This window comes from Mucilaginibacter dorajii (assembly GCF_024808255.1).
Classification (GTDB): Bacteria; Bacteroidota; Bacteroidia; order Sphingobacteriales; family Sphingobacteriaceae; genus Mucilaginibacter; species Mucilaginibacter dorajii.
This window is the reverse complement of record NZ_JANTYS010000007.1, coordinates 140,146-153,534: the sequence shown is the minus strand read 5'-3', so window position 1 is coordinate 153,534 and position 13,389 is coordinate 140,146. Positions and strand designations below refer to the sequence as shown.

Annotated in this window: 8 protein-coding genes; 3 read left to right on the top strand and 5 right to left on the bottom strand. The window is 42.0% G+C overall.

The annotated features are described in order from the left end of the window. The first annotated feature begins 31 nt into the window (after positions 1 to 31). Complete coding sequence (locus FHS10_RS11480; protein ID WP_259090587.1) at positions 32 to 1,408, top strand: OmpA family protein; 1,377 nt, start codon at positions 32 to 34, stop codon at positions 1,406 to 1,408. Positions 1,409 to 1,531: 123 nt separating this feature from the next. Here FHS10_RS11480 and FHS10_RS11475 read toward each other — a convergent pair whose 3' ends face one another. The 4 genes from FHS10_RS11475 to FHS10_RS11460 all read right to left on the bottom strand — a co-directional run bounded on the left by FHS10_RS11475 (position 1,532) and on the right by FHS10_RS11460 (position 9,341). Beyond that, on the bottom strand, positions 1,532 to 2,656 hold the full coding sequence (locus tag FHS10_RS11475; protein ID WP_259090586.1) for a glycoside hydrolase family 76 protein: 1,125 nt from the start codon (positions 2,654 to 2,656) through the stop codon (positions 1,532 to 1,534). Positions 2,657 to 2,757: 101 nt separating this feature from the next. Further along, positions 2,758 to 4,560 (bottom strand): RagB/SusD family nutrient uptake outer membrane protein, encoded by a 1,803-nt coding sequence (locus FHS10_RS11470; protein ID WP_259090585.1) that lies wholly within the window; start codon positions 4,558 to 4,560, stop codon positions 2,758 to 2,760. A gap of 19 nt (positions 4,561 to 4,579) precedes the next feature. Continuing rightward, the gene (locus tag FHS10_RS11465; protein WP_259090584.1) at positions 4,580 to 7,921 is read right to left on the bottom strand and encodes a TonB-dependent receptor; all 3,342 of its coding nucleotides are present in this window, start codon (positions 7,919 to 7,921) and stop codon (positions 4,580 to 4,582) included. Positions 7,922 to 8,162: 241 nt separating this feature from the next. Beyond that, positions 8,163 to 9,341: a FecR family protein gene (locus FHS10_RS11460; RefSeq protein WP_259090583.1), complete on the bottom strand. Its 1,179-nt coding sequence runs from the start codon at positions 9,339 to 9,341 to the stop codon at positions 8,163 to 8,165. A gap of 336 nt (positions 9,342 to 9,677) precedes the next feature. On the opposite strand from FHS10_RS11460, the gene FHS10_RS11455 reads away from it, so the two are divergent. Further along, positions 9,678 to 9,905: a hypothetical protein gene (locus FHS10_RS11455; protein ID WP_259090582.1), complete on the top strand. Its 228-nt coding sequence runs from the start codon at positions 9,678 to 9,680 to the stop codon at positions 9,903 to 9,905. Here the strand turns inward: FHS10_RS11455 and FHS10_RS11450 are convergent. Further along, positions 9,886 to 10,467 carry an RNA polymerase sigma factor gene (locus tag FHS10_RS11450; protein WP_259090581.1) on the bottom strand — a complete coding sequence of 194 codons (582 nt, stop codon included), beginning with the start codon at positions 10,465 to 10,467 and terminating at the stop codon, positions 9,886 to 9,888. The genes FHS10_RS11455 and FHS10_RS11450 overlap by 20 nt on opposite strands. Before the next feature lie 381 nt (positions 10,468 to 10,848). On the opposite strand from FHS10_RS11450, the gene FHS10_RS11445 reads away from it, so the two are divergent. Continuing rightward, entirely contained in the window at positions 10,849 to 13,374 is a 2,526-nt protein-coding gene (locus FHS10_RS11445) for an NACHT domain-containing protein (protein ID WP_259090580.1), read from the top strand. The last annotated feature ends 15 nt before the right edge of the window (positions 13,375 to 13,389 follow it).

Here is a 13,389-nt window from a genome sequence, read left to right as displayed (position 1 = left end):
CTGAAAAGTAAACTAATAATTAAATAATAATATGAAAACAAATTTAAAAAAAGCCACCATGCTCCTTAGCGGATTAATGGTAGGCAGTAAATTATTCGCTCAAACTCCTGATACCTCGGCAGCAGCAAAAGACTATGTAAAACCATTTTCTGGTGGTGGTCAGTTGCGCACCTGGTCAGTAGGTGTAAATGGTGGTTTATTAACCCCGTTCACCATTTTTGGAAGTAACAACAGGCAGGACTTTAGCCATCCGCAAGAAGCAATAGGCTATGGCGCTTACATTAAAAAGCAAATATTGCCATCATTTGGTTTACAGGCCGATTTCCTGCGTGGTAAGGTTAAAGGTACAACAAGCCAGCCCGACAATTTAGGTGTAGCACCTTACACTAATTACGAAACCAATATTAACTGGTCGGCAAGCTTAAGCGCCAACATTACATTGGCCAACATTAACTGGCGCCATGAAAAACCGTTTATTCAGCCGTATTTAACTTTGGGTGCTGGTACTATGAACTATACACCCAAAATAACTAATGCAGCCGGCCAAACCTCAAATTACAAAACTACAGGTAACGGATCAATCAATGAAGTATTTATTCCGGTTGGATTAGGGTTAAAATTCGATCTTGCTCCGGGTATCAACCTCGATTTAGGTTACCAGGTTAACTTTGTTAACTCCGATAATTTCGACGGGTACAAATACGGAACATCTAACGACAGGTTTTCTTATGCTCACATTGGTTTAGAGTTCGCCCTGGGTAGCAGCAAAAAGCCACAAATGGCAACACATAACCCGGTAGCATCTATGCGTACTGAATACCTGTGGGAAAACGAACAAACAAAAACTGCTTTGCAAAGAGAAATTGATGCAGAAAAAGCTAAAAACGACCAATTAAGAAATGACCTGAACACTACTAACGCAAACCTTGCTAAATTAACAACTGATAGCGACGGCGATGGCGTTGTGGATGTAAACGACAAATGCCCTAACACTCCTGCCGGTACTAAGGTAGATGGTTCTGGCTGTCCGCTTGCTAAACCAGTTATTTATGTAACCGAGGAAGACAAGAAAGTTGTTAAAGACGCTATCAAAAACCTGGAGTTTGATTTAGGTAAATCAACCATCCGCGACCACTCATTACCAAGTCTTGACAGGGTTGCCCAGTTATTGGTTGATAAAAACTTCAGCCTTAAATTGGCGGGTCACACTGATAATACCGGTTCAAGTGAATTGAATATGCGTTTATCAAAAGACCGTGCCGAAGCTATCAAAGCTTACCTGGTAAGTAAAGGTGCAAACGCGTCACGTATTGAGGCAACGGGTTATGGTCAAACACAGCCAATTGCAACCAACAAAACCGCAGCTGGCCGCCAGGCTAACCGTAGGGTTGAGTTCACTTTATACTAAGATGAGTTAACGCTGCAAAACAGCATAATAAAAGCCTCCCGGTATTTCGGGAGGCTTTTTGTGTTTAAAAAAGCCAGCCATTGTGGTAATGACCAGCTTCATCATAGGTACAGGTAGGGTATTTTAGTTTGATGGCGGGCACAGTTGCATAAAGGTTACTATGCTGCTGGCCTCGTACGATTGTATGTCGCCTGTCGGGCAGCTAACCGCATAATTACGGTAGGTAAGGTTGCGGGTTGCATCCCTGTTAATCCAGCCGGTGTTTACATTGTTTTGTATCCAGGTTAGATACTGGCTTTGGCCTCCGTCCTGTATCAGCTGCATAATGTATTGAGCGAAAATGGCCTTAAGTACGCCCTGCTCATTAAAATCACCTTCGGCAGGTAAAATGCTGCTGGTGCAAAGGTTGTTTTTCACATAATCGGCATACAGCTTGGCATCGTTTAAATAGGTTGCATCATTGGTAGCCTTATATAAAGCCATTGCCGCACCTATGGCAGTGCCCGAGTTATAAGTATAATCCTGACCTCCCGGAGGGTTATTGCCTATTTTATTATCATTGATTTTGCCCGATGCGTCTGCTAAATTGGTTTTGCTCCATGCATAAATTGATTTAGCTTTATTAAAATAACTGGTATCGCCGGTTATAGTGTACAAACGCATAGCGGCTATAACGGTAGGGTAGTTGATGCAGGAGTTTTTACCACTGTGTTGAAAATCCCAAAACATCCCGCCACTAACCGGATCATATGAACCCGCCCATACATGCGCGAAACCGTCTTTGGCTTTCTGCAGATAATTGGCATTGCCGGTAACCTGGTTGGCACGGGCCAACGCCATTACCCACCACATCATATCGTCATAAATAAACCAAACGGCTGTATTGTTCCAGTTATAACCATCGTACTGGTTGTAGTTACCCTGGTAAATATCGCCTATCATATTTAATTGAGATGATGCTTTGGTGCGCTGGTAAACATTCATGGCCATATCCCAGTAAATAGCCTGGGTCCATATGGCGGCCACGCCGTCTTTTTTGGTGGTGCTGTAATACAGTTTGGCGGTTGGGTTGTAAAAGTAATTGTTAAAAGCCGTGTAAGCCAGGTCGGCATCGCCGGCAGTAAAGTTTTGGTTAACCGGTTTTACTACCGATGTTTTATCGGGAGTGGTGGTAGTGCTGCTACTTTTGCCACAGCTTACAAACGCGATAAACAAACTCAATACTAAAAAACAAGATGACTTTTTCATAGTAGATGTTTTTAAATGAAACATTGCCCCATGGGTAGTACTGGGGATTTTAAATAAGCAGCAGCAGGAAAGTCCTGCCACTGCTACTGTGATAAGGCTGTTTACCAGCCTGGGTTTTGAACTAACTTTTTATCGGTATCCACATCTTTTTGAGGGATAGGGAAAAAGTAATGTCTTTTGCTGAATACCCTGGTTTCAAACGGAACAACGTTTAAAAAGTCGGGCAAATCGGCATTGATGTTTAGGCCATAGATAGGGCCGTTATCGGTTTGTTCGGCAATTTTCCAACGGCGAACGTCAAAGAAACGAACGTTTTCAAAGGCCAGTTCAACACGGCGTTCCTTGCGTATGGCAACACGCATAGCATCCTGCCCGGCAGGGATAGGCAAATCTGCTGAACCGTAAACAGGTACACCGGCCCTATCGCGGATTAGGTTAAGGTATTTCAGGATATCGGGATCGCCTGGAGCTGCCTCATTAAGCGCCTCTACATAATCCATGTAAATATTGGCTAAGCGTAACAGCATTAAGGTACGGCCACCAACATTCCAGTTACCTAAGCCCATCATTTTACGCACAATGTAGCCGGTAGGCGAGTAATCGTTACCGCCAGTTGCTTTCCCAGAGTTACCATGGTTATAAAGCTGTGTGGTGATCTGGCCGGTGTTGGTATCTAACCAGGTGCTGCCGTTGTAAGTGATATCCACATAAAAACGAGGCTCGCGGTTTACCCATTGGTTGTAAATGCCCGCTTTGGTGTATTTGGTGTCGGTGGTTGAGTTACCGGTTTTTACATAGCCGGATCCTGCATCGTCGATGCTTTTGCCGTTTGCCATAAAAAAGGCGTCAACTATATTCTGAGTTGCACCCAAACCACCCGAGCCACGTACTTCTGACGCATAGCCATTATGGTACGGAGTCATTTCGTACTGGCGGGAACTTAATGAGTTGTTAGCACGTGCAAGGATCACTTCCTTGTTCCAATCTGTCAACCAGATATCGCGGCATGACAGGTATGGATCATAATTGCCCGATGCGTCGTTTTTGCGGAACAGGTCATAAGTGCCGGGAACAAACTGGGTGATGAAATCCTTATAAGCATCGGCAGCGGCTTTCCATTTGCTAACATCAGCTGTTTGGCTTATCAGTTGTTTGCCATCGGTGTTTTTTAATGCCGATTCATCTGCGTTACCGTTGTATAGCGGACTTGCATCCATTAATAAAGCCATTGCCCTAAATGCAAGTGCTATCCCTTTGGTGATACGGCCGTAATTGCTATCGTTTGATGGCACTATAGGTAATTGGTCTGATGCTGTTTTTAGTTCGGCAGCCACGTAATTGGTACACTCATCAAACGAGCTGCGTGGCAGTTGTACGTCGGCAAATGAGGCGTCGGGTGCTATCACTCCATCCCCCAACAGAACAACGGGCCCGTAAATACGCATCAAATAATAGTAATACATAGCACGAATAGCCTGTGCTTCGGCCTTGTATTGGGTTTTAAGCTGCGGGGTCATGTCCTGTACCTTGTCTACATTGGCTATAAAGAAACTTGCAGAGCGGATGCCTTTATAAAAGTTGGTCCAGTAATCAGATACAAAGCCCGAGTTTGCATCCCAGTTACCAATATTTACATCATTTGATTGTACAAAGCTCCAGTCGTAATCGGCTTCGTCTGATCCGCCTGTCCATAAACCGGCATTACGGGAGCCACCGGGGTTCCGCTGACCAAACTCATCAGGTATGTAGCTGTAAACATTAGCCAAAAACTTTTCGGCACTGGTACGGCTATTAAAAGTTTCATCTAACGATAGCCTGTCGTTTGGTACCTGGTCCAGGTACTTTTTACACGAGGTGGCCGTTGTTAATACCAATATTGTTGCTAATAAAAATATCTTTTTCATGATTATGTCTTGCTATTGGTTAAAATTTCAGGTTAAGGCCAATTGAAATGGTTTTAACACTTGGGTATTTGGCACCATCGGCACGTCCGTTCTGGTCGGTATTTAGCTCGGGGTCCCAAAGTTTAAAGCTGCTGAAAGTGAGTAAATTGTAGCCTATCAAATAAATGCGCGATCCTTTGATATGGAATTTACTAAACAGGTCATTAGGCAGGTTATAACCCAATTCGGCAGTTTTCAGGCGGATAAAGCCTACATCCTTAACCCACCATGAGCTGTTTTGCGAGTTGTTGAAGTTTTCGCTATCGCCAAAAGCTAACCTTGGGTAAAATACATTCTGACTTGGGTTTTGTGGCGTCCACCTGTTAACCGCGTTACTGTATATGTTGGTTTCGCCGCCATCGCCGTTAAACGGAATAATACCGGCACCACCTAATTCAATATCGGCATTGGCAACACCCTGGAAGAATGCGCCTACGTAAAATCCTTTATACTCCACGTTTACGCCAAAACCATATACGGTTGAAGGTACATCGCCATTGCCAATTTTGGTTTGGTCATAAGCGTTGATGAGGCCATCGCCGTTAAGGTCTTTATATTTAATATCACCCGGCAATACTTTTGATTTATCGCCCGGTACGGCGCTGGCATCAATTTCGGCCTGGTCTTTAAATAAACCCACTGCCTGGTAGCCGTAGCGGGCCAAAATTGGCTGGCCGCGGTGTTCAAGCCATGGATAGGCTTGCGTAGGGCGGTCGTCTTCAACAACAACAGCTTTGTTGTAGGTAAAGGTACCACGGAAACCAACGTTCACTTTTCCAAAATGGGCGTTATATTCAAGTGTGGCATCAATACCTTTATTGTTGGCTATGCCAAGGTTACCTTCTGGCTGGCTAACCAAACCTACAAAGCCAGGTACTGATTGCCTTTGTAAAAAGATACCCGTGCGGTGCTCTTTAAACAGATCGACTATGATGGATAGGTTATCGTTAAGGGTGCGTACCTCCATACCCAGATCCTGCTTATGCGATTTTGCCCAGCTTACGCTTACACCATAATCGGTAACGTTAATGCCGTTTGAGTTTTCAAAACCCTTACCAAAGCTATAACCACCATTATTAACATCAGTTAATTCGGATACGATAGTCAGGTAACCAAACCGGCGACCCGAACCCAAATCATCGCTACCAACAAAACCATTAGAGTAGCGGAATTTTAAGAAGTTAAGCGTGTTTTTAATTGGTTCAAAAAAGCTTTCGTTTGATACTACCCAGCCTGCACCAAAAGAAGGGAAAAAGCCATAGCGCCTTTTAGGGTCAAAGTTTTCTGATCCGTTATAGCCAAAATTAGCTTCAAAAAAGTAGCGGTCGGCATAAGAGTAAGTACCCCTGCCGGCTAAACTCAGGTAACGGTGAGGTATTGATGAAGTAAAATCGCCTGCAAACGCATCTATACCATCCTGGGCATTGCCAAGTGCAAGACCGGTGATGTGGTGTTTGCCAAAGCTTCTGTCATAATTGATAGCGGCCTCGGTATATGATTGCCTTCTGCCACCGTTGTTTCGGCTATAGCTTAGGTAATTGCCATTACCGGTGTAGGTACGTACCAGGTTTAAAGTGCCATCGGCATTGTAAGGATTATTGGTGTCGGGGAAATAAGTGTCCTCGCGTTTTGAGCGGTTTATGCTATGATCACTATAGTTATCAAAAGAAAACATAGCAGTAGCGCTTAACCCTTTGGTGATAAATTTTAAATCCTGGGTAATGCGCAGGTTGGTTTGTACCGCGTTGTTAAAATCGGTATTGTAACCACGGCGGGTTAAATCGGCATAAGGGTTCCTGAAACCTCCATTTGCAGATTTACCCGGAATAAAACCACCCGGATATGAAATAGGGTACTCAACCGGCGGAACCGACAACGCGTTAACAAATATATCCTGGGTTGAAAGTGCCGGACCGTTTGATTGTGCCGCATAGCCTTGAACACCTAAATCGAGCTTGGTTGTGCTACTTAATTTAAGATTTAAGTTGGTAGTGAAGTTATATCGGGTATAAGTTACATCAGAGTTATATTGTGCAAGTTGATCTGTTTTTAAAAAACCACCTTCATTATAATAACCTACTGAAACGTAGTACTGCGCATTATCTACACCGCCGCTGGCATTAAAATTTGCGCGCCTGTTGTAGCCTAATTTGTTGAAGGTAGCATCGAGCCAGTTTACATCCGGATATAATAAAGGGTCTGATTTATTAGCAGTTTTGGTAATGTAATCCTGTGTGTATTTGGGTTGCTGGCCGCGGGTGGTAAGCGCTTCATTTACCAGGTTCAAATAAGTTACGCCATCGGCCAGTTGCGGGCGACGGGTAAAGGTGGTTACGCCTTCATTATAATCAAGGTATATTTGTGGTTTGCCTACTTTACCGCGTTTGGTTTGCACCAGTACAACGCCATTGGCACCACGTACACCGTATACCGCGGTGCTTGATGCATCTTTCAAAATAGTAAATGAGGCAATATCCTGTGGATCGATATAGTTAATGTTGCGTTCAACGCCATCAACCAGTACCAACGGATTTGATGAGCCTCCCCCAAAAGTGGCAATGCCACGGATCCAGATATCGGCCAAATCCTTACCCGGTTCGCCAGAACGTTGCACGCCCACTACGCCTGAGATCCGGCCCGCCAACGCCGAAGTAATGTTTGAGGTTGGTAGTTTTAACTCCTCTACATTTACTGTGGACTGCGCGCCAATAAGGCTTACTTTTTTCTGTACGCCGTACCCCACAACCGCAACTTCGTTAAGGAAATTGCCGGCTTCCTTCATTTTTACATTGATAGATGTTTGTGCGGCAACTGGGATCTCGGTGTTTTCAAACCCCACGAAAGTGAAAATTAATACCGACTCAGATGATGGTACCGATATGGTATACTTACCATTAACATCTGTTGAGGTGGCCGAGTAGGTTCCTTTGATGGTAACGGTAACGCCGGGCAAAGCCGCTCCCTTTTCATCGGTTACCACACCGGTAACCAAAATAGCCTGGCTTTCTTTTGCGGCTGTTTCGTCCTGCGTTTTACGTTTAACAACTATCGTATTGCCATCAATAACATAGGTTAGGCGTTTGCCCGCAAAACAAGTGCTCAGGGCATCCTGAATGGTGGCATTCCTTAAATTTACACTTACGGCCGATGTTTGCTGTAAAATTTCGGCATCGCAAAGAATATTGAATTTGGTTTGTTTGTGGATCTCTTTGAAGACCTCTTCAAGCGAGATGTTTTTTTGCGACAGGCTTATCCGCTGGCCATAGCTTTTAGCGCTAACCTGCAGTAAAAAACCTATCATGATAACCAAAGTGAGCTTCATTATTAACAAGATCTTTGTATAAATGCCGGTTGGTTTCCGGCATAAATAATGAGGAAAAAAATTCATATGTTTGAATAGTTTGGGTTTATAACAGAATATTGGTTTGTCAAAAAGATTTATATGATGGGCAACCCAGGCTATTGCCAACAGGCATGTATATGATCCGGGAGTGTTGCAACCACTTTCGGATTTTTTTATGCACTGTGATTATAGCAGGGCAAGGCCCCGGAGGTATGTATAACTATTTCATCACAGTGATCCTCCTTCCTTCAATCTCAAAGTGAGCAACTCCGGTTAATTCTATCATTTTAAGCACTTCAGATACGTTTTCAAATTTTGATACCGTACCCCATATCTGTTTTTTAGGCGCGTTTTCCTGGTATACAATATCTACATTGTACCACTTGGCTACCTTTCTTAAAATGCTTTGAATATCTTCTTTGGCAAAATTGAAATTGCCGTTTTTCCATGCTACAGCATCATCGGTATCAACGGTGGCTACCTGGAAATTGCCGCCTTGCCTGCCCAGGCTGCCTTGCTGCCCGGGAATTAGCATCACTTGCTCATTACCGCTGCTCAGTTTAACAGAGCCCTCAAGCAGGGTGGTTTTTAAAGTGCTTTCATCGTCATAGGCATTCACATTAAAGTGTGTGCCTAATACCTCAACTTTTACGTTGTTGGCGGTTACTTTAAAAGGCATGGCTTTGTTTTTAGCCACCTCAAAATAGGCTTCGCCGGTAAGTTCTACATCACGTTCGGTGCCGGTAAATGCTGTAGGGAATTTTAAGGACGATGCCGCGTTTAACCATACCGCGGTACCATCGGGGAGTATCACCTGGTATTCGCCACCTTTTGGGGTTGATATGGTGTTGTACTGAATGGTATTATTTGCTGATGATAAGGTTTTGTACGATAGCAACCCATTGCTAACCTTATTAATAATAGTTTGGCCCTGTTTGGTGATCAAACCGTTTTTGGCCTGGTTAAGCGCAATTACGGCTCCGTTGGCCAGGGTAAGTGTAGCTTTATTGCTGCCCGGCGCAACATCGTTTTTAAATCTTTCCTTACGGGATGCTAATGGAGTAATGTGCGGTTGGGATTTAAAAAAGAATAAGCCTGCTGTGATGAGTATAATAGCCGCCGCGGCGATTGAGATCCAGCGTTTGAAAGGATAAACTTTGGCAACAGGCTGTTGTTGAATGTTTACTTCCAATTTTTTCCATACGTGTTGGCTTATTTCCGGATGGATAGATTTGGGTTGATTAATTTCCTCCTTAAAACCAGACTGTAAATTTTTTAATAACAGGCGTCCCGCTTCATCTTTTTTAAGATGATCAAACAGTTCTTCGGCCTCACGGGGCGTGCATTCATTCAATAAATATTTGTTCAGCAGGCGCTGATACTTCTCTTTAGGATTCATAATCGTTTGTATATATCCTAAAGTTTAAAGGTCGGGGGGGTAGGGGTGAAAATATTTTTTTGGTGAACGATATTTATAGCTTCAATTTGCTCTGGCGCCGTTAAAGGGTCGATTGAATACGAACCGATACCTTAAACAAACAAGTTTTTACTTAACTCATCTGTAATTATCGACGGATAAATGAGGCTGAAAAATATTTTTTTAAGTAAAGATTAAAAAGAAATGCAACCTTTTACGCCAAGCCTGCGTCTCATTAACAAAGCTACCTGATAATTAATGCCCGGTTAGGGTTACTTTGTATATCGGGTGGTGCTGTTTGCCTAAACGTAGAATTGTATGGAAGATCACCTCTGGATGCTTGTTACCCGTAAATTAGCCAATGAAGCCACCGAAAAGGAACTGGCCGAATTAGACCTTGCGCTTAAGCAAAACCCGGCTTTTCATAACTCTTTAAAACAACTGTTTGATTGGTGGGATGGTGATAAGCAGCAGGAAGAGGATCATAGCGTCCGGCTATTTGACAACATCTTAAAACGGATAAAAACTACTTCAACAACTCAATAAGCAGCAGGCTAAATACAATATCGGCGTTTTGCCTGAAATACTTTTTAATGTTTTTCATGGCGGTCATCATGTGTTCTTTTACAGTATGTTTTGATATCCCTAATATCTGGGCCGCTTCGTCATAGGTTTTACCTTCCTGGCGGCATAGGTTAAATACCTTTTTGCATTGCGGGGGCAGCTGATCAATTGCGCCGCCCAGTAATTGAGCGTACTCGTTCCATTGCAGATTAGCTTCGGCCTCAATGCATTGCTCTTCAATAATACCTATTACTTTACTGCGTAGTTCGGCTTCTGTCGATATCTTTTTGATGAGCTTAAATACCTGGTTGCGGCTTATTTTGTAAAGGTAGCCCACTATCCCAAATTCGGGCTTCAATTGTTCCCGAATTTCCCATAGTTTCAAAAAAACATCATGAATAACATCCTCTGCCAACTCTGGCATTTTTAAAAACCGTAAAGCATAATAATACAATTGGCTGTGATACCGATCATAGATTTGCCGGTAAGCATCTATGTCGCCGCGCTTCATACGCTCGCAAAGCTCAATATCAGTAACGGTCATTTAAATAGGTAATTGGATGTTGGTAGTACAATTATCGTTCAAAAAAGTTGGTTTTCCCGCAGAAATCCCGTAAAAAATTGTGGGGCTTATTTATTAATAAAACATAATAAGCAGCGTGTGAAGAACAAAATGGATTAAGACATAGCTTTTGAATATAATGGCTGCAATTTGAAATTGATGTCAACAGAACATTTTAAGTATAAATAGCTACATAAACGATCTGTTCATGCAGTTGTGTTTTGTTCACTTTTGTTCACAGTGATATTATTTGTAGACTATATTATAAATTTAATAATTAACCAATGTGCAAAAAATAAACCTTGCAAAGTTTTATTGATCCCCCTGCAAATTTGATCAGAAATCGATAAAAATTTACTATACATGCTGTCACATCATTTCCAGTTGCTCAAGAAACTTGTACTTACGGTTTCTAATTTAAGTTACGTTGCGCCGTCAGATTGCAAAAAACTGAGTGAACTCATTTTTCAAAAAACCAGGTTAAAACTTAGTGAAACCACCCTTAAAAGGGTTTATGGGTTTGCGAATAGTGAATTTAAGCCCTCGCAATTCACCATTGATACCTTATTGCAATACTGTGGGTATTACACCTGGACAAGCTTTTTAAAAGATCATGATCAAAGAGTTGAGTCGGATAAAGGGCTTAACTGGCTTACTTTGACCGACCAGGCTGATAAAATAACCGGCTTTACATTGCGCGCTTTAAAAGGACGTTCGGGCATTCCCTACATTAAAACAGTTGGCCGCAAATTTATTAATGATCACATGGATGATTTTGCAGCGTCGGGTGCTGTTGCAACGGCGTTGATAGCGCCGGCCGCTTATGGCAAAACTATAGCTGTATTGCACTGGATAGAAGAAAAACAGGAGTTGGGCGAGGTAAATGGCACAAACGATATTGTTTTGTTTTTTAGCACATCCACGTTACAATCGGCATTAATGAGTGGGCAGGATATTCACATATGGCTACTATCATTATTAGGATTTAACCGGGCCGATAACATGGTGGCTTTGCTAAACAACAGGAGCAATGACGACGGTAAGTTTTATCTTATTATCGACGGATTTGATGAGCACACACTTAAAAATGATCAGTTTTCATTAATTATAAATCACATCACCGATATTTTATCGCTTTATGACCAACATAGCTGTCTTAGGTTGCTGATCACTATGCGTACAAGTACCTGGGTTAATAACAGGCATCAGCTTGATAAAAGCGGAAAATGGTTTACCGGCTTTAATGGCGATAACAGCTATATAAATGTGCCCAGGTTTACCTTGCCCGAAATAAAAGACATAGGCCTTAAAATCAATCATCAGCCAAAATCTTTTGTGCACCCGGCAATAATTGAATTGGTATGCAATCCTTTATATCTGCAGCTTTATTACCGGCTTCGTAAAGACGACTTTTTTCTCAACTACGCCGACTCGCTTTTAAAGTATGACCTGGTATCGGCTTATATGCTGGAGAAAATTTACATGGATAAACACTCGGCCGAAAGAATGATGTTCCTTTTTGAGCTGGTACAAATTATGAATCATAAAAACGGAGAATATTATGTTAACAAGTTAAATGCCAGTCAAGTTATCGCTAAACATCAAAACGTTTACCATGAACTGATAAGCCAGGGCTTTTTACGGGAGATAAACAAAAGCGAAGAAATGGTTTATCATACTTATATTGAATTTGGGGGAGATGAGCTATTGGAATATGTAGTAGCGCAAAAATTACTTACCGATAATAATAACCGGTTAAATGCCGAACTGGTAGTGCAGATAAACCTGGTAATGAACAATGAGGTAAAACTAAATGTAATAAAATGGATCATTATTTACGCGGTTAAAACAGAATCGCATTACAACCTTAGCTATATCACTAAAACAGATCTGTCATTAAACCAACGTAAAGCTTTATTATGCTTTATGGGCGATTTTTTTGACCGTGAACTTTCTGGTAACGGTTTACAGGTAATAAACCGGCAGTTTTTTAAATTAAATGCTGATGGCCAATTCTTCTACTATTTTTTGGGATTGGAAAATATCGACTCGGGTTATGAAAAAACGCTTCACGTTTTATTGAAATTTGATTTGCCGGACGATAAGAGGTTATTGGTCTTGATCAGTCTTGCTATCACAGCCATGTTTAAACTTGATTTGAAGGCACTTGAAAATTACCTGCTGCAATTGAAGAAGATATCCCAGTCAGAACTTTTTAAGTTTCCGGTTAATCCATTGAAATGTATCGATACCGTTTTTCATTATTTAAAATACGGTATGATAAAAAAGGGTGCGTTTGTCGAAATTACTAAATTTTGCTTTAATCCTCCTGGCCAGGGCGAATGGTTTAACGATCATATAGCCAATGATATTATGTTCACCCTGGCCGCGTTTACGGTGCAGTTTAGCCGTAACCCGGGTAAACAGTTGCGTTTTATAAATACGTTAAGGTGCAGTTATAAAAATTTCTCCAAGTATGCTGCCGGGTACACGTTCTTTTTAAACATAGTTATTGCAGATGCCTGTTTTATGCGTAATGATAAAAATGGCTTTGTAGGATGCTACAGGTCAATCTCAAGGCTCGCCAATCATCATGATCATGCTTTTACGCCATTGATGCAGGCACTTTTACATGCCTACAAAATAGAAATGGCCCTAATTGATAATAACTATGACCAGGTAATGATGGAGTATAAATATTTTGATGATATAGCGCATACCAATAAGTACAAATTGGTTAAGCTTTATATAGTTACCCTGCTGCTTAAAAAAAGCGATATAACAGGTATGATGGAATATGCGCAGTTTTATAAGCAGCTTCATTATGAGCACACCCGCCTTATCATAGAAGGTGCGGTGATCGAGTTGTTTGAGAAGCAGGTGATGTAAGCTTGCCGGGGTAGT

Bases quoted from the DNA above. Each gene is read 5' to 3' on its own strand.
- FHS10_RS11480 (WP_259090587.1), top strand. From the start codon at position 32: ATGAAAACAAATTTAAAAAAAGCCACCATGCTCCTTAGCGGATTAATG.
- FHS10_RS11475 (WP_259090586.1), bottom strand. From the start codon at position 2,656: ATGAAAAAGTCATCTTGTTTTTTAGTATTGAGTTTGTTTATCGCGTTT.
- FHS10_RS11470 (WP_259090585.1), bottom strand. From the start codon at position 4,560: ATGAAAAAGATATTTTTATTAGCAACAATATTGGTATTAACAACGGCC.
- FHS10_RS11465 (WP_259090584.1), bottom strand. From the start codon at position 7,921: ATGAAGCTCACTTTGGTTATCATGATAGGTTTTTTACTGCAGGTTAGC.
- FHS10_RS11460 (WP_259090583.1), bottom strand. From the start codon at position 9,341: ATGAATCCTAAAGAGAAGTATCAGCGCCTGCTGAACAAATATTTATTG.
- FHS10_RS11455 (WP_259090582.1), top strand. From the start codon at position 9,678: ATGGAAGATCACCTCTGGATGCTTGTTACCCGTAAATTAGCCAATGAA.
- FHS10_RS11450 (WP_259090581.1), bottom strand. From the start codon at position 10,467: ATGACCGTTACTGATATTGAGCTTTGCGAGCGTATGAAGCGCGGCGAC.
- FHS10_RS11445 (WP_259090580.1), top strand. From the start codon at position 10,849: ATGCTGTCACATCATTTCCAGTTGCTCAAGAAACTTGTACTTACGGTT.